This is a genomic window from Arthrobacter sp. UYEF36, from assembly GCF_040547025.1.
Taxonomy (GTDB): Bacteria; Actinomycetota; Actinomycetes; order Actinomycetales; family Micrococcaceae; genus Arthrobacter.
The window spans coordinates 75,100-95,987 of sequence record NZ_JBEPOX010000006.1 but is presented as its reverse complement, the minus strand read 5'-3'; the positions used below and the strand labels follow the sequence as shown (position 1 = coordinate 95,987).

The 20,888-nt window shown below is 66.4% G+C and carries 17 protein-coding genes; 5 read left to right on the top strand and 12 right to left on the bottom strand.

The window, feature by feature from the left end; translation table 11 throughout:
- The 7 genes from ABIB29_RS10745 to ABIB29_RS10715 form a co-directional block, all read right to left on the bottom strand.
- Positions 1–1,116 (bottom strand): Gfo/Idh/MocA family protein, encoded by a 1,116-nt coding sequence (locus tag ABIB29_RS10745; RefSeq protein ID WP_354172608.1) that lies wholly within the window; start codon positions 1,114–1,116, stop codon positions 1–3.
- Positions 1,113–1,868 (bottom strand): sugar phosphate isomerase/epimerase family protein, encoded by a 756-nt coding sequence (locus ABIB29_RS10740; RefSeq protein ID WP_354172606.1) that lies wholly within the window; start codon positions 1,866–1,868, stop codon positions 1,113–1,115. The genes ABIB29_RS10745 and ABIB29_RS10740 overlap by 4 nt, the downstream gene beginning before the upstream one ends.
- A gap of 46 nt (positions 1,869–1,914) precedes the next feature.
- Positions 1,915–2,808 (bottom strand): carbohydrate ABC transporter permease, encoded by an 894-nt coding sequence (locus ABIB29_RS10735; protein WP_354172604.1) that lies wholly within the window; start codon positions 2,806–2,808, stop codon positions 1,915–1,917.
- Positions 2,808–3,767 carry a carbohydrate ABC transporter permease gene (locus ABIB29_RS10730; protein WP_354172603.1) on the bottom strand — a complete coding sequence of 320 codons (960 nt, stop codon included), beginning with the start codon at positions 3,765–3,767 and terminating at the stop codon, positions 2,808–2,810. Before ABIB29_RS10730 ends, ABIB29_RS10735 begins: the two co-directional genes overlap by 1 nt.
- A gap of 12 nt (positions 3,768–3,779) precedes the next feature.
- A complete protein-coding gene (locus tag ABIB29_RS10725) occupies positions 3,780–5,102 on the bottom strand; it encodes an ABC transporter substrate-binding protein (RefSeq protein ID WP_354172601.1) in 1,323 nt (440 codons plus the stop codon).
- A 94-nt stretch (positions 5,103–5,196) separates the two neighbouring features.
- The gene (locus tag ABIB29_RS10720) at positions 5,197–6,006 is read right to left on the bottom strand and encodes a hypothetical protein (protein ID WP_354172599.1); all 810 of its coding nucleotides are present in this window, start codon (positions 6,004–6,006) and stop codon (positions 5,197–5,199) included.
- Positions 6,003–7,085, bottom strand: coding sequence for a Gfo/Idh/MocA family protein (locus ABIB29_RS10715; RefSeq protein ID WP_354172891.1), 1,083 nt, complete (start codon positions 7,083–7,085; stop codon positions 6,003–6,005). The genes ABIB29_RS10720 and ABIB29_RS10715 overlap by 4 nt, the downstream gene beginning before the upstream one ends.
- A 178-nt stretch (positions 7,086–7,263) precedes the next feature.
- On the opposite strand from ABIB29_RS10715, the gene ABIB29_RS10710 reads away from it, so the two are divergent.
- Entirely contained in the window at positions 7,264–8,475 is a 1,212-nt protein-coding gene (locus ABIB29_RS10710; protein ID WP_354172597.1) for an ROK family transcriptional regulator, read from the top strand.
- 108 nt (positions 8,476–8,583) lie between these two features.
- On the top strand, positions 8,584–9,777 hold the full coding sequence (locus ABIB29_RS10705; RefSeq protein WP_354172595.1) for an MFS transporter: 1,194 nt from the start codon (positions 8,584–8,586) through the stop codon (positions 9,775–9,777).
- A 238-nt stretch (positions 9,778–10,015) separates the two neighbouring features.
- Here the strand turns inward: ABIB29_RS10705 and aceB are convergent, their stop codons facing one another.
- Both aceB and aceA read right to left on the bottom strand, forming a co-directional pair.
- Positions 10,016–11,680 carry a malate synthase A gene (gene aceB, locus ABIB29_RS10700; protein WP_354172593.1) on the bottom strand — a complete coding sequence of 555 codons (1,665 nt, stop codon included), beginning with the start codon at positions 11,678–11,680 and terminating at the stop codon, positions 10,016–10,018.
- A gap of 249 nt (positions 11,681–11,929) precedes the next feature.
- Positions 11,930–13,243 (bottom strand): isocitrate lyase, encoded by a 1,314-nt coding sequence (gene aceA, locus ABIB29_RS10695; protein ID WP_354172592.1) that lies wholly within the window; start codon positions 13,241–13,243, stop codon positions 11,930–11,932.
- A gap of 169 nt (positions 13,244–13,412) precedes the next feature.
- Here aceA and ABIB29_RS10690 point away from each other — a divergent pair, with 169 nt between their 5' ends.
- Positions 13,413–14,894, top strand: a complete 1,482-nt coding sequence (locus tag ABIB29_RS10690) for a helix-turn-helix domain-containing protein (RefSeq protein ID WP_354172590.1) — start codon at positions 13,413–13,415, stop codon at positions 14,892–14,894.
- Positions 14,895–15,110: 216 nt separating this feature from the next.
- Here ABIB29_RS10690 and ABIB29_RS10685 read toward each other — a convergent pair whose 3' ends face one another.
- Complete coding sequence (locus ABIB29_RS10685) at positions 15,111–15,998, bottom strand: hydroxymethylpyrimidine/phosphomethylpyrimidine kinase (protein WP_354172588.1); 888 nt, start codon at positions 15,996–15,998, stop codon at positions 15,111–15,113.
- A gap of 142 nt (positions 15,999–16,140) precedes the next feature.
- Between ABIB29_RS10685 and ABIB29_RS10680 the strand changes: the two genes are divergently transcribed.
- Positions 16,141–17,553: an MFS transporter gene (locus ABIB29_RS10680; RefSeq protein WP_354172586.1), complete on the top strand. Its 1,413-nt coding sequence runs from the start codon at positions 16,141–16,143 to the stop codon at positions 17,551–17,553.
- A 93-nt stretch (positions 17,554–17,646) separates the two neighbouring features.
- Here ABIB29_RS10680 and ABIB29_RS10675 read toward each other — a convergent pair whose 3' ends face one another.
- The gene (locus ABIB29_RS10675; protein ID WP_354172584.1) at positions 17,647–18,495 is read right to left on the bottom strand and encodes a DUF8692 domain-containing protein; all 849 of its coding nucleotides are present in this window, start codon (positions 18,493–18,495) and stop codon (positions 17,647–17,649) included.
- Between the two features lie 211 nt (positions 18,496–18,706).
- On the opposite strand from ABIB29_RS10675, the gene ABIB29_RS10670 reads away from it, so the two are divergent.
- Positions 18,707–19,402 carry a queuosine precursor transporter gene (locus ABIB29_RS10670; protein ID WP_354172582.1) on the top strand — a complete coding sequence of 232 codons (696 nt, stop codon included), beginning with the start codon at positions 18,707–18,709 and terminating at the stop codon, positions 19,400–19,402.
- A 225-nt stretch (positions 19,403–19,627) separates the two neighbouring features.
- Here ABIB29_RS10670 and ABIB29_RS10665 read toward each other — a convergent pair whose 3' ends face one another.
- A complete protein-coding gene (locus ABIB29_RS10665) occupies positions 19,628–20,569 on the bottom strand; it encodes a type IV toxin-antitoxin system AbiEi family antitoxin domain-containing protein (RefSeq protein ID WP_354172580.1) in 942 nt (313 codons plus the stop codon).
- Between the last annotated feature and the right edge of the window lie 319 nt (positions 20,570–20,888).

Sequence of the window (20,888 nt, the reverse complement as noted above, 5' to 3'; positions counted from 1 at the left end):
CTAGAGGGTGGAGGCGGTGGGGTCCCAGTCCTCGGGGAGGACTGCGGACGCGGGGGCGGAGCTTTCGACGTCGATGAAGTTTCCGGATTCCATGGATTCGGAGATCGAGACCATGGTGTCCAGGACGTGGTAGGCGAGGTTGCCGGTGGCGCGATGCGGGACCCCGGCGCGGATGGAGCGTGCCATGTCCAGCACTCCCATGCCGCGGCCCTGGCTCGGGCCGGTTGCCGGGATGACGGTCCACTCTTCGTCGCCGGCACGCCAAAGGCGCACCTCGCCGTCGAAGTGGTTGGGGTCGGGGAGGGAGATGGTCGCTTCGGTGCCGGTGATCTCGACGAACCCCATCCGCTGCCGGGGGGATTCGAAGCTGAAGACGCTGTGGGAGGACTGGCCGTTCTCGAACTGGGCCATGGCGGACACATGGGTGGGAACCTCGACGGTGAATTCCTCACCGGCCTTCGGCCCGGACCCGATAACGCGGATCTGTTTGGCCTTGGAGCCGACGGCGGCCACCTTCCGGATGGAACCGAAGGTCTGCACCAGGGCGGTGAGGTAGTACGGTCCCATGTCGAACAGGGGCCCGGCCCCGTACTGGAAAAGGAACGCGGGGTTGGGGTGCCAGGATTCCGGTCCGGGGGTCTGGAACGTGGTCATGGCCGTCAGCGGAGTGCCGATGTCGCCGCGTTCGATCAGCCGCCGCGCGGTCTGGAGCCCCGCGCCGAGGAAGGTGTCGGGAGCGCAGCCCAGCCGGATTCCGGCGGCGTCGGCTGCCTTGAGCAGCCCGAGCCCGGAGTCGCGGTCCAGCGAGAACGGCTTTTCGGTCCAGACGTGTTTGCCCGCATTGACGGCGGCCGTGGCCACCTCGACGTGGGCCGCGGGGATGGTCAGGTTCACGATGATTTCGACGTCGGGGTGGTTCAGTGCCGCATCCACCCCGCCCCACTCGGCGATGCCGTATTCCTTGGCGCGCGCCTCGGCGGCGTCCTCGAAGAGGTCTGCGATGACGTGGACCTTGAGGTCCGGGAAGACCGTCAGGTTGTCCAGGTACTGCTTGCTGATGTTGCCGGCACCGATGACGGCGACGCCCACAGGGCCACTTCGCTGGGCGGCGCTCATGCGTTCACGCCCTGGGCGCTGGCGGAACCGCTCTGCAGGTATGCGAGGCTCTGGGCGATGCCGTCAAAGATGTCGCCCGAGAAGTCGTCAAACTCCACAACGCCTACTTCCAGGGACCTGGCGGCGCCGATGACGTCCCACACGGCGATCTTCCCCTGGCCGGCGGGCTGCTGCGCCTTGGTGTCGGTGTTGAGCGGGCCGTCCTTGATGTGGATGAACTTCACCCGGTCGCCGAGCTTGGTCAGGATCTCGACGGGGTCCTGGCCGCCGACGGCAACCCAGTAGGTGTCCACTTCGAGGACCAGATCGGGGTCCAGGAGATCGGCGAAGTATTCCAGTGCCGTGCGGCCCTCGATGGTGGACTCCAGTTCCCAGGCGTGGTTGTGGTAACCGACGCGGATGCCATACTCGGCGCCCTTCCGGGCAGCTTCGTTGAGCTTCGCGGCGGTGGCCTGGATATCCTCGGCCTTCTGCCAGTGCTCGGCCGGCAGGTACGGATCGATGACGGTGCTGATGCCCAGTTCTTTGGCGGCGGCGAAGATCTCGTCCTGGTCCTGGCCCAGCAGCGGAGCATGGCCGGACGGTGCGGTGAGGCCGTTATCCCTCAGCGCGGCGCCGAGTTCCTTGGCCGTGGCCACGAAGTTGTAGGGCTCAACCTGGGTGAAGCCGATCTCAGCGACCTTCTTAATGGTGCCGGGCAGGTCCTGCTGAATGGCATTGCGCAGGGTGTAAAGCTGAAGAGAGTAAGACATTTCGTTCCTTTGCGGGAGTTTTGTTTCGAAAATGGTCCAGGGTTGGCTAGCGGCCGGCAAGGGATCCGCCGATGCCGCCGACGCTGAAGTACTTGTTCAGGGTGGCGAAGACGATGATGGGCGGGAGCATCATGATCACGGCGAGGGCCATGACAGAGGTCCAGTCGGTGGCGTTCTGCTGGAAAAAGGACTGGACGCCCATGGGGAGGGTGAAGATCTCGTTGGAGCGCAGGAAAACGATGGCCACGAGGTAGTCGTTCCAGGCCAGCAGGAAAGCGAAGATCGCGGTGGACAGGATGCCAGGCAGGCTGTTGCGGAGGACCACTTTGGTGAAGGATCCGAACACCGAGCAGCCGTCGATCCAGGAGGCCTCTTCGAGGCTGATGGGGATTGAGTCGAAGTAGGCAGCCATCATCCAGGTGGCCACGGTCATCGTGGAGCCCACATAGATGATGGTGATGCCCAGCAGGTTGTCCACCAGGCCCATGCCGGCGAAGAGGATGAACAGCGGGACCACCGAGGTGATGATGGGCAGGGACTGCATGACGAACAGCAGCAGGGAGTAGCCGGAGACCGCCTTGCTGCGGCCTCGGGAGAGGACGTAACCAGCGGGGGCGGCGACCGCCACGGAGACCACCACAGTGGCGAGGGTGGTGATGAGGCTGTTTTGCAGCCACGTGGCAGCGAGGGTTCCGGAGAACACGTTGGCGAGGTTCTCGAAAGTCGGGCCCGTGGCGGTGCTCGTGGGGCCGGGGGTGAAGGCCAGCACCACGGTGACCAGGATCGGGACGAGGACGACCGCGGTGATCGCCAGAATCGCAACGAATCTCCACCATTGGCCGCGGTGGCCGGCTTCGGACAGGACGCGGCGGTTCTTGGCTGGGCCGGCGACGCCGAGGACGGGGCCGGACTCGGGATGGGCGTGGACTGCTGCGCTCATTATTCGACGCTCGACTTTCGGATCTGGCGGTACAGGAGGACGGAGATGACCACCAGGGTCATGGTCATGAGGAAGGCGATGGCCACGCCGGGGCCGGTGGCGAAGTCCTGGAAGACGGTGCGGTAGGCCAGGACTACCAGGGACGTGGTGGCGCTGACCGGCCCGCCGCCGGTGAGCAGGTAGATGGTGGGGAAGTCGTTGACACAGAAGATGGTCATGAGGATCCAGCTGATGTAGGTGGAGCGGGCGATCAGCGGGAGGGTGATCTGGCTGAACTGCTGCCAGCGGGTGGCGCCGTCCATGCTCGCCGCCTCGTAGACCGTGGTGTCCACCGAGGCCAGGGCGGCGGAAATCATCATCATCATAAAAGGGAAGCTGACCCAGACTTTGAACACCATGACGGTGACGGCAGCGAGGGTGGGATCGGCGAGGAACAGGGGCGTTCCCAATCCGAGGTTCCGGAAGAGAGACGGGATCAGGCTGTCCGGGGTGGCGACCAGCCAGTTCCACGCTGTGGAGGAGACCACGATGGGTACGACCCACGGCAGGAGCAGCAGGACTTTGAAGGTGCTGCCCGCAGGGATCTTCGTCCGGAGCATCAGTGCCAGGCCCAGGCCGACAAGCCACGAACCGAACACCCCGACGATGGTGAAGAGCAGGGTGAACTGTGCCGCTTTCCAGAACGCCGGTGAGGACAGGACGGTGGCGAAGTTCTCCGCGCCGACGAAGTTGCCCGTCTCGATCAGGGAACCGTCGTGTGTGGCCTGCACACCGGCGTGGATGAGCGGGTAGCCGTGGATAAGGACGAGCAGGATGACTGAGGGCAGCAGGAGCCAGAAGAATGTCCGGCTGGTCTGTGCGCTGAGCTTGCTCTTGCGGTTTGCGGTGCCTCCGGACCCGCCGGGGGCAACTCCCTGGCGGGCCCGGCTGAGGCCGGATTGAACTGTAGTCAGTGCCATGGAAAGGGCCGCTTACTTCTTAATAGTGGACTTAAGCCCGGACTCGAAGGCCTGCAGGGCGGACTTGGCGTCAGACTGGCCGGTCAGGATGGTCTGGGTGAACTGGTTCAGGGCCTGGCCGCCGTCAAGGGCTGCGAGGTCGGCGTTAAGGGTGTTGCCTTGGGCCGCGAAGGTCTTGGCGATGGGCTGCCAGTCCTTGACGATCTTGACGTTATTGGGATCATCGGCAAACTCGGGGATTTCCGTGATCGATTTGAAGACAGGCAGGGCAGACATCAGCTTCTGGCGCCACAGTTCCTTAAGCTGCCCCAGGTAGTACACCAGGAAAGCTTCGGATGCTTCCTGGGACGGAGTGTTCGTGTACATCATGATGTTGTTCGGGAAGACGATGGTGGCCTTGTCGCCGTGCGGGCCGGTGATCGGGTCAGCGACGAGCAAGTCTCCGGACGTGTCACCCACGCGCTGCGGAACATTGACCTGGAACAGGCCATACCCGGCCTTTTTGTCCTTCCATTGGGCCGACATGTTGTCGGTGGTGTAGCTGACCGCCGCGGGATCGACGATTCCGTTGGAGACCAATTCAAGGATGAATTCAATGGCTTCCACGTTGCGGTCGTTCATCAGGTCCAGCTCGCCGTCCTTGGTGAAGACGCCGCCGCCGTTGTTGACCATCATCATGATCATGGAGTGGTTGCCGTAGTTGTTGCCTGCGCCCGCGCCGGTGGTGAAGCCGAAGGCGCCGATCTTCTTAAGTGCTTTGCCGGCTTCCAGGAGGGATGGCCAGTCGGTGGGGAGGCCGACGCCAGCCTGTTCGAAGAGCGACTTGCGGTACCAGAACACCCGCATGTCCAGCTGCCACGGAACCGCCACATAGCCCTTGTCGGACTTGAAAGGCTCCAGGACGCCGGGCAGGAAATCGTCGAACTGGCCGTTCTCCTTCAGCGTGTCAATGACCTTGTCGGCGTATGCGATCTGCCCCTGCTGCTCAAACTGGAAGGCCTGGAACCCGCCGCCGGTGGACACTGCGGGCCCGGTCTTGGACGCGATGGCCGAAGAGAACGTCTGGTAGAAGTTGCTCCACTGGATGGTCTGGTAGCTGGCCTTGAGGTTCCCCGAGGACGGCGCGTAGCCCTCCGTGATCTTCTTGGCGGCCTCGTTGTAGGCGGGAGTGGCCCAGGGCATGTCCCAGAACTTGACGACGCCGGTTTCCCCGCCCTGGGTGGCGGAGCCGCCGCCGCAGGCGGCGAGCAGCGGCGCGGAAGCCGCCGCTGCGGCGAAGCCCAGGAACCCCCGGCGGGAGAAAGCGGTGGATGTTGCGGAGGACTTGATGGTCACGATTAGTTCCTTTCAGGATCCGGCCGTTGCTAGCCGGTCCGTCTCGACATTGAGGTGATGCGGAATCTTGTGCTGGTGCTGCGGGTGGAACTGGCTAGTCGTTGAGTCGGTCGATGAGCGAGGTGAGGGCGGCGAATTGCTGCAGGTCGGTGGACGGTCCGCCCGCCTCGAGCAGGCGGCGGATCCGCCGCCAGCTGTGGCGGTGCGCGGATTCGTAGATCGTTGGAAGGGTGGTGGCCCCGGCCGCCGTGACCGAGCAAATCTCCGCCGGCCAGGCCGCGGAGGGGTCCGGCAAGGTAATGTCCGCCCGGCCGGTGGAGTTGAGGAGCGAGATGGTCGCCGTTGCCGGGACAGACGCGGTAGTAATCCCCTGCAGGGCCGCGGGGGCACCATTGGCCAGCTTCCCGACCACGGTGTAGCCGTTGGCGCTGCGCTGGACCACCTTGAGCCCGTCAACGGCGACGCCGGACTGCAGGACGGCGGCGAGATGCTCGGTTAGCAACACAATGGGGTCATCGTCCGGCGCGCCGTAGGCAACAGAGTCCAGCAGCACGCAGTCCGCCAGGGCGGCCGAGATCACCGCCCGGGCGGCGTCGTGGGAGGCAGCGAGGGCCGGGTTTCCCGCCCAGCGCTGGTCCAAAACGATCACGGCGCCGCGCCTGGCCGCCGTGCCCGCCAGGGCTGCGGGGTCCTCGGCGACAGGGCCTGAGACCACGACCCCGCGGGAACCGGCCAGGATCGCCTCGGCGGCGCGACCGGTCCAGCCGGCGTGGCCGGCGACGGCGGTGACATCCGGGGCCCCTGATGCCGGGGCAAAGGAAACGGGAAGCGACGCGATGACAGCGGCGATGGCGCCGGCGGTTTCAGCGCCGGAGGTGGTGTGGACGGTGAGTACGGTGCTCATGCCAGGGACTCCTCGGGTGCGGGAACGTCGCTGGCGGCGCTGTCGGCGGCGCTACCGGCAATGGCGAGGGCAAACTCAAGGTCGTGGATCAGTGTTTCCGCGCTGGGCGCCGACCCGGCGCCGCGGGCGATGTCGGCGAGTTTGCGCCATTCGCCCTCATAGCCGTTGTGGCCGAACGGGCCGAGCACCGTCGTCGTGCCGGGCCTCCGGATCCGCGCGGTGGCGGATCCGGCATGCACGTAGGACGGGGTGAAGGAGATGCTGAGGCTGGCGTCGTCCCCGATCGCCTCGAAGGTCCAGGCTGGTTCCCAGGTGCTGTTCATCGCGGCCCGGAGTTCAACGGTCACTGCTCCGGCGCGGAGTGAAATCAGGTAGCCGAAGGGCCTCACGGTCTCCGCGTGCAGGACCTCAACGGACGCGAAGTCCGGTGTGAACCTGCGGACCAGGGGCAGATCGTGAATTGCCAGTCCCATCACGCCGCCGGTGATCATGGCCCGGATTGCCGCGTCGTCCAAGGGGCCGCGGGACGGGGCGGGAACGCGGCCGACGATTTCGGTGGCGAAGTCCTCGAAGCGCGGGTTCGGCGGCAGGACGATCGAGGACCGGACGGTGTGGACCTGGCCGGGCAAGTCCCCCCAGGCGGCTTCTGCAGCCAGCCAGCCCGGGTCGAAGGTGTGCATGGCGCCCACAATGATGGGCACGCCGGTTTCGGCGGACACCGCCGCGATGGCCGCGGCTTCTTCTCCAGTCGTGGCGAAGGGCTTCTCGCACAGGACGGCTTTTTTGCCCGCCCGGCAGGCCTCAATCACCTGTGCGGCGTGGAACTGGTGCGGGCTGCAGATGGCGACGACGTCAACGTCGGGGTCTGCCAGCAGTTCCTCCATAGTGGTGCTGTACCGCGCCCCCACCCGGGCCGCCACGGATTCGGCAACGCCCGGGTCCACGTCCATGACGTGGCGTACCTCGAGGATGTCCCGGAGCCGCGCCAGGGAGGGCAAGTGGATCGCCTGTGTCACGGGACCCGATCCCAGGATCCCGACGCCCAGCGGCGACGGCGCTGCTTGTGAATGGCTCGACAACTTCAATACCCCCTTGTATTCGCTGAAACGGGACTCACTGGCCAGGCCACAGCGTCCGGTGATCTGCCTCACACCAAAGCTAGGACGACTTTTGTCGATCGTCAAGCAAAAGTTGCCAAATTGGTGTCAAACTTTCTGAAGTGTGACAGGCATAAGAACTTCGTGCTATCACTTACTCATGAGCACGCCCACCGGCATTGAACCCGCCGCCCCCGAGGCCGCCGGCAGTCTGTCCCGTGCCGGGGACCTGTTCCAGCTCCTGCGCGACGGCAAGGCCCGCACCCGCGCCGAACTGGCTCTCACCACCGGCCTGGCCCGTTCCACCGTCGCCTCCCGCATCGACGCGCTGATGCACTCCGGACTGGTTGGACCGGCAGGCGAGGCGAGCTCCAGCGGCGGCCGGCCGCCGTCGCGCTTTGCCTTTAATCCCGCCGCCCGCGTCGTGCTGGCGGTCGACGTCGGGGCAACCCACGTCATCATCGCCGTCACGGACCTGAGGGGAACGGTGCTGGCGGAGCGCCGGCTGGCGCAGGACGTCGCCGACGGCCCGGACGCCGTGCTGGACCGGGTGGTGGCGGAGGGCTTCGAAGTGCTGAGCCAGGCCGGCCGCGGCAAGGACGACCTCGCGGGCATCGGCATCGGCCTGCCCGGCCCGGTGGAACATGCCACCGGGATGCCGGTGAAGCCGCCGATCATGCCCGGCTGGGACGGGTTCGACGTCGTCCGGCACGTCCAGCGCTCGCTGCCGGTCCCGGTGCTGGTGGACAACGACGTCAACATCATGGCTCTGGGGGAGCGGACCGCCCACTGGCCGGAACACGAGAACTTCCTCTTTATCAAGGTCGCCACGGGAATCGGCGCCGGCATCATCAGCAGCGGCCAGCTCCAGCGCGGAGCCAACGGCACGGCCGGCGACCTCGGCCACGTCCGCGTACCGCGCGGCGACGCCGTGCTCTGCCGCTGCGGCAACTACGGCTGCCTTGAGGCGCTCGCCTCCGGCCCCGCAGTCGCGCATGCCCTGACGCTGCAGGGGCTGCAGGCCGACAACGGCGGGGACGTGCTGCGGCTCGTGTCCGCGGGAAACCTGCAGGCGATCCAGGCCCTGCGCCAGGCAGGCCGGGACCTGGGGGACGTGCTGGCCACCGTGGTGAACCTGCTCAATCCGTCCGTCATCGTGATCGGCGGCAGCCTCGGCCAGGCCGGCGAACACCTCATGGCGGGGGTCCGCGAGGTCGTCTACCGGCGCTCGCTGCCGCTGGCCACCACCCATCTGCGGATCGGCCTGTCCATGGCGGGGGACCAGGCCGCGATCCTGGGTGCCAGCCAGATGGTCACCCAGTATGTGCTCTCGCCTGCCGTGATCGAGGCGACCCTGCAGGCGGCGGGCTGACGCCGGGAAATTGCGCGGGTGTCATAATCACAGGGTCCGGCGGGGGCACGTGATAGCAATGGGATTGATGAAAGCATATTTCTGCCTGCAGGCCGAGCCGCGGCACCCATGAGCGCCACCGTCCTGGCGAAGGTGCCGCGCAGCTGGATCCTGCTGGCGGCCATCGGGCTCATCGCCCTGAACATGCGCGGCCCGTTCGTGGCCGTGGCGCCGGTGGTCGGCCCGATGCAGGCGGAACTCGGCTTCTCCCCGGTGGAACTTGGCCTCCTGACCGGCATCCCGGTGCTCTGCTTCGCCCTTGCCGCGCCGCTCGCCGCGCTGACCGGACGCAAGCTCGGCGCGGAAGTCGCCATCACGCTCACCCTCCTGGGCGTCCTGCTGGGCGTGATTGTCCGATCGGCGGGCAACGGCGCCGTCGTGATGCTCGGCACGGTGATTCTCGGTGTTGCCATCACGATCGGCAATATCGTCGTACCGCTGATCATCCGGCGTGATTTCGCTCCCGCCCGGCAGGGCACGGCGATGGGCATCTACACCGCCGCCCTGAACATCGGCTCCTTCATCACGGCCATGGTGATGGCGCCGCTGGCCGACCTGTTCGGCTGGCGGCTGGCCCTCGCCGCCTGCGGGCTCTTCGCCGTCGCGGCGCTGACTGCCTGGGTGCTCGCCTTCGGCAGCCGGGCGTTCCGGCCCGAACCGGTTCCTGCCCCGGAGCCGGCCCGTGCCGGGATCAAGCGGTCGTCGCGCTGGATCACGGTCGGGCTGACCGCAGGATTCGCCGGGCAGGCCTTCTCCTACTACGGGGTCACCGCCTGGCTGCCCAGCATCCTCGCGGACGAACTCGGCATGACGGCCGCGGAGGCGGGCGCCGGCTCCTCGCTGTTCCAGATCCTCGCCATTGTGGGCGGCCTGGGCGTTCCGCTCGCGGCCCGTTTCGCCAGCACGACGACGGTGGGACTCACCGTGGGGCTGATGTGGTTGACCGTTCCGGTGGGCCTGCTGCTGGCACCGGAGCTGTGGTGGCTGTGGTCCTCGTTCGGCGGCGTCGCCCAGGGCGGCGGTATCACGCTCATCTTCATCGCCATCATCCGGCTGGCCCGGGACCAGGCCTCGGCCGGCCGGATGTCCGCCGTTGTCCAGGGCGTGGGTTACTCCTTCGGCGCCCTGGCGCCAACCCTGTTGGGCTATGTCAACGGGGCCTCGGGATCGTGGACCGGGCCGCTGCTGATGGTGTTCGGGTCGGTGGCGATGTTCATCCTCGGGACCGCGCTTTCCCTCCGCCACGTCCCCAAGGCGCACTGAGCCGGACCGCGGCTCCGCGGCTCCGCGGCAACAGCCGCGGGAACAGCCGCGGGAACAGCTGAGGCCCATGTTCACGAGGAACATGGGCCTTCACTGTTATCCCGACGCCGTTGTCGGGTCCCCGAGGGGGTCTTCCGTCGCTGGGCCACCGCCCCGGATTTCGGGGGTGCCTGTTGCGAAGGGCATGGCAGCCCAGCAGACGGAAATCTGTACCTTCCGGTGTCCTCCGGTACCGACCTTAGGCGGGAACGAGGGTGGGATCGTCGCTGGGGACGTCGCCGCCGTCGCGCGCTTCATGCAGGAACCGGTCGTAGGCCGGAAGCGTCAGGAAGGCCGGGAACGCCGGGGTGAGCGTGACTTCCTCGAAGATGTCCCGGGCGTCGGCGAAGCGGTCGCCTTCGAAGCGTTCGAGCTTGGCGAACTCCTCGTCCAGCATGTCCTCGACCCATTCGCGGGTGATGACGTCGCCCTGGTCCGTGATGGCCCGGGAGAAGATCCACTGCCACAGCTGCGAGCGGGAGATCTCCGCGGTGGCGGCGTCCTCCATCAGGTTATGGATGGCCACGGCGCCGTTGCCGCGCAGCCAGGACTCGATGTAGCGGATGCCGACCTCGATGTTGTTCCGGATGCCCTGTTCGGTGATGTTGCCGGTGGTGGAGGCGATATCGAGCAGGGCGCGGTCGTCCGGGGTGACGTCCTCGCGGAGCCGGTCCAGCTGGTTCGGGCGGTCGCCGAGGACGCCGTCGAACACCTCGCGGCAGACCGGAACGAGGTCAGGGTGGGCTACCCAGGAGCCGTCGAAGCCGTCGGCGGCCTCGCGGGTCTTGTCGGCGCGGACCTTCTCGATGGCAATGGCGTTGGCTTCCGCGTCCTTGCGGTTGGGGACGGCTGCGGCCATGCCGCCGATGGCCATGGCGCCGCGCTTGTGGCACGCCCGGACCAGCTGTTCGGTGTAGGCACGCATGAACGGCTGGGTCATGGTCACCTGGCTGCGGTCCGGCAGGACGAAGCGCGGGCCGCGGGTGCGGAAGTTCTTGATCAGCGAGAAGATGTAGTCCCAGCGGCCGGCGTTCAGGCCTGCGGCGTGGTCGCGCAGTTCGTAGAGGATTTCCTCCATTTCGAACGCGGCCGTGATGGTCTCGATCAGCACGGTGGCGCGGATGGTGCCCTGCGGGATGCCGAGCAGGTCCTGGGCGAGGATGAAGATGTCGTTCCACAGGCGGGCCTCGAGGTGGTTCTCGATCTTCGGCAGGTAGAAGTACGGGCCCTTGCCCTGGGCGATCAGCCGGCGGGCGTTGTGGAAGAAGTACAGGCCGAAGTCGACGATGCCGCCGGCGATCGGTGTCCCGTCAATGAGCATGTGCTTTTCCGGCAGGTGCCAGCCGCGGGGCCGGACCACGATGGTGGGCAGCTCCTCGGCGGAGCGGAGCTTGTACTCCTTGCCCTCCGGGGAGGTGAAGTCGATCCGGCGCTCCAGGGCATCGGTGAGGTTGAGCTGGCCCTGGATGACGTTGCGCCACGACGGGGTGGAGGAGTCCTCCATGTCCGCGAGCCACACCTTGGCGCCGGAGTTCAGCGCGTTGATGGTCATCTTCTTGTCCACCGGGCCGGTGATCTCGACGCGGCGGTCCTCCAGGCCCGGAGCCGGGGGAGCGACGCGCCAGTTCGGATCGTTCCGGACGGACTCGGTCTCGCGGAGGAACCGCGGGTCCTGGCCCTTGCCGATCTGCTGGCGGCGGTCCCGGCGGGCCTGCAACAGCTCCAGCCGCCGTCCCTTGGTTGCCTTGTGCAGTTTGGCAACAAATGCCAAGGCATCAGGAGTCAGGACCTCGCTCTGCCGGCAGATCGGCTGTGCGGTCAACGTAACCCCGTTGATGGTGAAGTTGTCAGTGAAGCTGTTCATCTCAATCTCTCCTCGGAAAAGCAAATGTTCGACGGCGGGTGCGGGTTGGGGCCGAAAAAGGCAATCCTCCGCGTGCTGTTCCCCATCCCCGCCGGGGCCTCGCAGAGCTCGGCCGGGCGGGGACGGGGCCCCTTTTACGCACGCTTCCGGATCACCTTTTCCGGCCCCCGGTGGCATCGGCACCCTGGGGGCCGGCCGCCGTCGTGCCTTCGGGTGAGCAGAATCAACAGCTCACCGTGGGCGGAATCGTTAGTGGAACTGGCCTTCTTCGGTGGATCCCACCAGAGCCAGGGTGGATGCGTTCGGGTTGAGCGCGGTTGCGATGTCGTCGAAGTAGCCGGTGCCGACTTCGCGCTGGTGTTTGGTCGCGGTGTAGCCGCGGGATTCGGAGGCGAATTCCTTCTCCTGCAGCTCGACGTAGGCGCTCATGCCTTCACGGGCGTAACCGTGGGCGAGATCGAACATCGAGTAGTTCAGGGCGTGGAAGCCGGCCAGGGTGATGAACTGGAAGGTGAAGCCCATGGCGCCGAGTTCGCGCTGGAACTTGGCGATCGTGGCGTCGTCGAGGTGCTTCTTCCAGTTGAACGACGGGGAGCAGTTGTAGGAAAGCATCTGGTCCGGGAAGTCTGCCTTGACGGCTTCGGCGAACTTGCGGGCCAGCTCCAGGTCCGGGGTGCCCGTCTCCATCCAGATGAGGTCGGAGTACGGGGCGTAGGCCTTGGCGCGGGCGATGCAGGGTTCGATCCCGTTGCGGACCTTGTAGAAGCCCTCCGCGGTACGCTCTCCCGTGACGAATTCCTGGTCGCGCGGATCGACGTCGGAGGTGATCAGGGTGGCTGCCTCGGCGTCGGTGCGGGCGATGATGACGGACGGGGTGCCCGCGACGTCGGCGGCCAGGCGGGCGGCGTTCAGGGTGCGGACGTGCTGCTGGCTGGGGATCAGGACCTTGCCGCCGAGGTGGCCGCACTTCTTTTCCGAGGCGAGCTGGTCTTCCCAGTGCACGCCCGAGGCGCCGGCCTGGATCATGGACTTCATCAGCTCGTAGGCGTTCAGCGGGCCACCGAAACCGGCCTCGGCGTCGGCGACAATCGGGACCATCCAGTCCTCGACGGTCTGGATGCCCTCGGAGAACTCAATCTGGTCGGCGCGGAGCAGGGCGTTGTTGATGCGGCGGACCACGGTCGGAACAGAGTTGGCCGGGTAAAGGGACTGGTCCGGGTAGGTGTGGCCGGAGTTGTTGGCATCGGCGGCAACCTGCCAGCCGGAGAGGTAGATGGCGCGGAGGCCGGCCTTGACCTGCTGCACGGCCTGGTTGCCGGTCAGTGCGCCCAGGGCGTTGGTGTACTTGCCCTCCTTGTGCTCCGTGGTCAGCTGCTCCCACAGCTTCTCCGAGCCGCGGCGGGCCAGGGTGTGCTCTTCGGAGACGCGGCCGCGGAGGCGGACGACGTCGGAAGCCTTGTAGTCCCGGGTGACACCTGCCCAGCGCGGGTTGGCAGCCCACTCGAGCTCCAGCGCGGTGGCCTGCTGTTCGGGCGTCTGGGTGGGCTCAAATGCTGCAGTCATCTTTGTCTCCTTAGTGGGGCCCCGGGCCGGCCGTACTGCTTCCTCGCAGTGCGACTGGATGATCCGGTGCGGTGTAACTTTTCCGTAAGACCTACTTTTCTGTACTTTCAAGTGTCTTTCTAGATGAAAACAGTGGAAAGAAATGCACTTCTTCGCGTATTCTCAATAAATGCACCCCGCCAGTTGGAATAGACCCGCCTCCGCCGCCTCGCCCGCCGTCCCGGAGGTGGACGTCATCAGCATGGGCCGCCGCGTCCGCCACCTCCGCAAGGCCGCCGGACTCACGCTCGATGACCTCAGCGCCACGGTGGGAACGGCCCCCAGCCAGCTGAGCCTGATCGAGAACGGCAAGCGCGAGCCCAAACTTGGCCTGCTCCAGCAGCTCGCCGCGGCACTGGGCGTCAGCATCGATGAGCTGCTGGGCGCGGAGCCGCCCAACCGCCGCGCCGCCCTTGAGATCGAGCTGGAACGCTACCAGCGCAGCCCCATCTACGAGTCCCTCAAACTGCCCAAGATCCGCATCAGCTCACGGCTCCCGATGGATGTGCTGGAATCCATGGTGGGGCTGCAGCACGAGCTGGAACGCCGGCTCAACGAGCAGGTCGCGACGCCGGAAGAGGCCCGCCGCGCGAACGGGGAACTGCGCGCCATGATGCGCGAGCGGAACAACTACTTCCCGGAGTACGAGGCCGAAGCGCAGAAGGTCCTGGCCTCCGTCGGGCACACGAGCGGCCCGCTGTCCCATCACGTCATCGCGGACATCGCCGGGCACCTCGGGTTCAGCCTCCACCACGTGGGCGATCTGCCGCACTCCACGCGGTCGGTGACCGACCTTAAGAACCGCCGGATTTATCTCACGCACAATGCGCGCAGCGACCACGACCCGCGTTCGGTGCTGCTGCAGGCGCTGGGCCACTACGTGCTGGGGCACCAGACGCCCACTAATTACGGTGACTTCCTGATGCAGCGGGTGGCCACGAACTACTTCGCCGCCGCGCTCCTGCTCCCGGAGCAGGCCACCGTGGAGTTCCTGCAGAAAGCCAAGCAGGCCAAGGAGATCGCTGTCGAGGACATCCGGGATGCCTTCGCGGTGTCGTACGAGACCGCCGCGCACCGCTTCACCAACCTCGCCACCCAGCACCTGGACCTGCGGACGCACTTCCAGAAGACCCACAAGAGCGGCATCATCTACAAGGCCTATGAGAACGACGGCGTGACATTCCCGCAGGACCACACCGGGGCCATCGAGGGCCAGCCGTCCTGCAAGAACTGGACGTCCCGGGTGGTCTTCGACGTGCCGGACAAGTTCTCCGCGTACAACCAGTACACCGATACCCCGGCCGGCACGTTTTGGTGCACGGCGCGGACCGAGCGCTCCGCCAACGGCGAATTTTCCTTGTCCGTGGGGGTTCCCTATGCGCAGGTGAAGTGGTTCCGAGGCCGCGAGACCACGGAGCGGTCCAAGTCGACCTGCCCGGACGAAAGCTGCTGCCGGCGCCCGCCGGCGGCCCTGACCTCGGAATGGGCCGGCAACGCCTGGCCCTCGGCGCGGGCCCACTCGCACCTGCTCGCCGCAATGCCGCCGGGCGCCTTCCCCGGCGTCGATGAGACAGAGGTCTACTCGTTCCTGCAGGCGCACTCCGGGAGCTGACGCGGCCGGTGCTCCCGGCGGGTACGGACCCAAGTACGGACCCAAGTCGCCGGTAACTCTCGAGTTCGCCGGAAGTCTCCGGCGAACTCGAGAGTTACCGGCGAACCGCGCGGTCTACGGCGTGCTGCGCCTCGGCCGGGAATGAGCCGATGTACTCGTCGACGGTGTCAAAGTGCTGTGCCATCCCGGTCCCTTGGGTCGCTGCCGACGTTGGTGTTACCGCGGGCCGCCCTGCCAGAGCGCATCGAATGGCGCGCCCGAGGCCACCCGGTTCCGGATCCCCGCGGTCACAAAATCCTTGGCTGTCCGGGCTGCCTCAAGCGGCGCCGCACCCTTGGCCAGTTCCGCCGTCACGGCGGCGGCCAGCGAGCAGCCGGCACCGGAGACCGCCACGTCGCCCACCTTCGGGGCAGACAGGACTTCCAGCGTCTCGCCGTCGTAGTAGACGTCGACGGCGTCCGGTCCGGCCAGGCGCACACCGCCCTTGGCGAGCACCGCGGCGCCGCTGAGCTCGTGGATCCGGACGGCGGCGGCCTTGAGCGACTCGAGGTCGGTGATCTCCAGGCCGGAGAGGGACTCGGCCTCGAAGTGGTTCGGTGTGACAAACGTGGCCAGCGGCAGGATCTGCGCCTTGAGGGCCTGGTCCGTATCCAGCGCATGGCCCGGCTCCTGGCCCTTGCAGATCAGCACCGGATCCAGCACCACGTTGGTGAACGCAGCGCCGGCCAGCGCCGTGGCGACCGTCGAAATCGTGGCCGGGCTGCCCAGCATGCCGATCTTCACGGTATCCAGCAATGACGGTGCGCCGGACGCGGCACCGTAGGCCGCCGTCGTCGCCTCGAGCTGGTCGGCGATGACCTGCTGGTCGATCGGGACGAAACGGTGGTTCCAGTTGTCCTGCGGATCGAAGGAAACGATGCACGTCAGGTTGGCGATGCCGAAGACTCCGAGTTCCTGGAAGGTCTTCAGATCAGCCTGCGCGCCGGCGCCGCCGGTCGCTTCGGATCCTGCGATGGTCAGGGCGACGGCGGGCGTGGCCGCGGCGGCATCGGAGGCGGTATCGGATTCAGCCGGGGAGGCGGAGTCAAAGGCGGTGGAAGTCATGGATCTATCCTGCCATTCCGGGAAAACCCGCCGCATTGTGCGGATGACCAATATGAACAGAACCCGCGTGTCCCGGATCATCGCGAATATGGTGGCGGGCGGTGTTGCTAACTTGCGGCGCCGGATCCAGGAAGGTTCATTGATGAGCACCCAGCTGTCCGAATCGGCGCAGACGAGAAGAGCCGTCAGCAATATTCTCAAAGGCTCTGCCGGCAACCTCGTCGAGTGGTACGACCTCTACGTTTACACAGTCTTCGCGGCGTATTTCCAGTCGCATTTCTTCAATTCCAAGGACGAGCTCCAGGCGGGCCTTGAGGCCATGGCCGTCTTCTCGACGTCGTTCCTGATGCGCCCGGTTGGGGCCTGGTTCTTCGGCCGCTACGCCGACCGCAGGGGACGCAAGGCCGCGCTGACCCTGAGCGTGACGATGATGTCTGCCGGTTCCTTCGCCATCGCCATCCTGCCCACGACGCAGCAGATCGGCGTCTGGGCTCTGCTTCTCCTGATCCTGGTCCGGCTGATCCAGGGCTTCTCCGTCGGCGGCGAATACGGCACGAGCGCCACCTACATGTCAGAGGCCGCCACCTCCAAGCGCCGTGGCTTCTTCTCCAGCTTCCAATACGTCACGCTGATCGGTGGCCAGATGCTTGCCCTGCTGGTCCTGGTCATCCTGCAGAACACCATGGACAAGTCCACCCTGACCGAGTGGGGCTGGCGGATTCCGTTCGCTATCGGCGGCGTGGCCGCGCTGGTGGTCCTGTGGCTGCGGCGCTCGATGGAGGAAACCGTGTCTGCGGAGCAGGTCGAGGCCGCCAAAGTCCCGGCCGTGGCAGGCGTTGCCCAGCCGGGCACCATGAAACTGCTGTTGACCCAGTACTGGAAGCCGCTGCTGATCTGCATCGGCGTCACCCTCGGCGGCACCGTGGCTTTCTACACGTACACCAACTTCATCCTGAAGTTCATGAACGATACCTCCGGCATCGCCAAGACCGACACCTCGGTGATCAATTTCTGGGCGCTGCTGATCTTCATGCTGCTGCAGCCGGTTTACGGCCTCATTTCCGACAAGGTCGGGCGCAAGCCGCTGCTGCTCTGGTTCGGCATCACCGGTGTCCTGTTCACCTGGCCGTTGCTCTCCACCCTGGCCGGCACCAAGGATCCCCTCACCGCATTCCTGCTGATGATGGGTGGCCTGCTGATCGTCGGCGGCTACACCTCGATCAACGCACTCGTGAAGGCGGAGCTGTTCCCGGCTTCCATCCGGGCCCTCGGCGTCGGCCTCGGCTACGCGATCGCGAACTCGCTCTTCGGCGGCACGGTTCCGCTGCTGGGTGCGGCGTTCCAGAAGGCCGAGCGGGTGGACCTCTTCTTCACCTACGTCACCGTGGCCATCGCCATCTCGCTGGTGGTCTACATCTTCGCGCTGAAGAACAAGAAGTCCACGCACCTGGACCACGAACAGGGCCACGCGTGGGAGCCCGCTGCCGCCCCGGCTGTGCCGGTCGACGGCCGCAAGGACGACGACAAGAACCTCGTCGACGCCTCGCGCCGCTAGCATTGTGCGCCGCCGAACGGGCGGTGAGAACGACGACGGCGGGTTGCCGGCTCCTGGGCTTCGGTCCGGCAGCCGGCAGCCCGCCGTCGTCGGTCAGGGTCCGGCAGCCGGTTCGATCTCCGGAAGGGGGCGGTCAGCGACCATGAAGGCGGTGGAACGGTCAGCCGAATGACGGTAGGCGATGAGGTGTGCCAGCGCGGCGACACCCAGCGCGATCCCGGTCATTTCCAGGGTTTCTTCAACCAGCGTGAGCAGGAAGAACTGCCAGGGCAGGGTGTCGCCCTGGACGAAAAGTCCGGACAGGGTCTCGACCCCGACACCGCCCCCGACAAAAATGATTCCGGCAGCCAGAAGTCCCGCCCGGGGGGTCCGGGGGAGTGCGAGGACCATCCTCAGCAGGGACAGGACGATCAAACCGGCAATGAGAACGCCGGGTATCACCCAGGTGAAGCCCAGCTGCAGGGGAAGGTACCTGCCCAGCTCGTTTCCAATCGCATCGAGGCGCTCGTGCAGTTCCAGGGTCTCGTCGATGGAGAAGACCACGCAGACAACGCAGAACAGCGCCCAGGAGCGGCGGTGCCGGGAAGCGCGGCGGGCGAAGTATCCGGCAAGGATTCCCGCGGTTATCCACAGCCCGGCGCTGAACCAGGTCGGCAGATTGATTTCGCGCCCGACGTCGAAAAAGTAGAACCAAAACCGGGCGGTTTCAACGGTCTCCGGGGGTGACCATTGCGTGGCCAACGCCAGCGAGCCGCTCATCAGGCTCAAAATGGCCACCGGAATCATCAGGTAGGTGAAAGACCGCCACAGGCTGATCCTCCGCCAGCCCAAGTCTTCCCCCGTGCCTGCCGGTACCCCGGCGCTGCGTTCGGAGGCGACCGTCATCACCAGATCGTCGCCTTGCCGGGCGGGCCCGCTGTCCTTGGGGAAATCGGAAGCCATGCCCGAATCCTAGCGGGCAGCGTGCCTGCGGCTGGGAGGCAGGCCCTCGCGGCCCGCAGGCCAACAACAGCCCAGGCAACGGGTGAGAGAATGGTAGACGGTTCCGGCAGCTGGATTTCCGGAACCGTCCAGTGCTAATACAGCCGGCAGCCCAGCGTGGTCCTCCTCGAGGATCCGGGACGCCGAGCGAACCACTATGAATGGAACACCCATGGCTTCCGCCCACACGTTACCGGCCGCCGCGCCGCCAAAGTTCGCCTCCATTGGATCCTCCTACTTCGGGATCCTGCTCGCCGTTATGGCCGTGGTGCTGATTCTGTCCAACATCGGGGCATCGAAGGGCGTCGCGATCGGCCCGGTCATCACCGACGGTGGCTTCTTCCTTTTCCCGCTCGCCTACATCCTAGGGGATGTCATCAGCGAGGTTTACGGGTTCAGGGTGGCCCGCAAAGCCATCATCACCGCCTTCGCGCTGTCCGTCTTTGCGTCGCTCTGCTACTGGATCATCATCGCCTTGCCCGGCTTCAACGACGACTTCGGTCTCGCCAAGCAGGCCGCGCTGGAAGGCGCCCTGGGCCCGGTTCCGCAGATAGTGCTGGCCTCCCTGCTGGCGTTCCTGGCCGGGCAGACCATCAACGCGTGGATCCTCGTGAAAATGAAGGCGCGCACGGGGGAGAAGTCCCTCTGGGCGCGCATCATGGGGTCCTCCGTCGCCGGCGAGTTCGTGGACACCCTGATCTTCTGCAGCATCGCCGCCTCCGTAATTGGGATTACCGACGTCGGCACATTTGTGAACTACTTGGTCGTGGGCTTCCTCTACAAGACCCTCGTGGAGTTTCTCTTCGTCCCGGTCACCGCCGCCGCGATCGGCTGGATCAAGAAGCGCGAACCGAGCTACGGCGCGTAGAGCGGGTGCAAGGCCGTTGGCCCTGGGCCCGGTCGCCGGTACGCCGCCGGGCTCCAGACCCGGGTCGCCGGTAAGTTGCGGGTTCTGGACCCGGGTCGCCGGTAAGTTGCGGGTTCTGGACCCGGGTCGCCGGTAAGTTGCAGGGCTCTGGACCGAGGTCGCCGGTACGCTGCGGGTTCGCCGTTACCACCCGGCGACCCGGCAGCGTACCGGCGAGTTCGCGGCTCAGGGCCCTGGGCGGCCTGCCAACGCGCGTAGAAGGCGGCTCTTGAATTCCTGCTCCCGGAAGAGGTCCTTCCACTCAACGCGTACAAACCGCCAGCCTTCTTCCTCCAAGGCCTTCTCCCGACGGCGTTCCTCGAAGATCACCTCGGGTGTCGGGCTGTAGTCGAAGTACTTGGTTTTGCCGTCGAACTCCAAAGCGACTTTCTCCTCCTTCCACGCAAAGTCCAGACGATGCCGCCCGGTGCGGCTTGACACCTCCAGCTGCGGTACCGGGGGCCTGATCCGTAAACGGAGGATCAGCTCGCGGGTCAGCGTTTCGCCGGGCGATTCGGACCGCGGATCGGCCGTGGCCAGGACGCGGCGGAATGTCCGGATCCCCCGACGTCCGTCCAGCGCATCTGCCATGGCCCGCAGGGCGGATGGGTCGGCGCCCAGGCGGAGCGCATGGTCCGTGAGGATCAATGCCTGCGTGTAGCGGAGCATCATGGCGCAGTCAGCAACGGCGCGCTCCAGGGAAGTCGTCTGAAGTCCGTTGACAACGGCGACGTCGTGGTCGGTGTACGGACGGGTGTGGCAGCGGACGTCCCTGCCGTGGCGCTCGTTCGACGGGCGCACCTTCTGGAGGACATGGATGGCGTCATCCACGTCCCACAGGTGAAGCCGGCGGAGGCGCGCTGCGGACGTGTGGCTATAGAGGAAGCGGCCAGTCGACGTCGTCCGCGTTCCGTGGGCATGCGCATAGATGAGCTGCCTGCTCCGGGCGGCCGGTGACTGGGCGAGCCACAGGCTTGCCCGGATGTAGCAGCCGTGTCGGAGCCGGACGAGGGCGCCCGACTCCAGCAATGAGCGGATGGCCCGTGGGCCATAACCGAGGTCAAGCAGTTGTTCGGTGCGCCAGAGGTTGTCCGCCGGCGGCAACTCAAATAGGTGGGTCTTCGTCATACGACCAGATTCAACTGCCAAAGGCGCGGGCGGCAGGCGCCGCCGTCGTTATGTGGAAAACGCGAGATCCCCGGTTTGCCACCCGATCGCCGCAAGCAAACAGCGAATTCGGGAGTGTCCGGCGATCTCGGCGGCGGCGGCGGAGGCAATGGTGGGCCGGCCGCCGTCGTCCGGTAGAAAACACGCGAGGTCGCCGGAAAGCTGCGGGATCGCCGGAACGTTACGGCGACTGGGCACGTTTCCGGCGAATTCGGCGGCGGGCGGGCGGCGACGGGCGGGCGGGGGGCGGGCGAGCGGGTGCCGGGAGGCGGGACGCCCC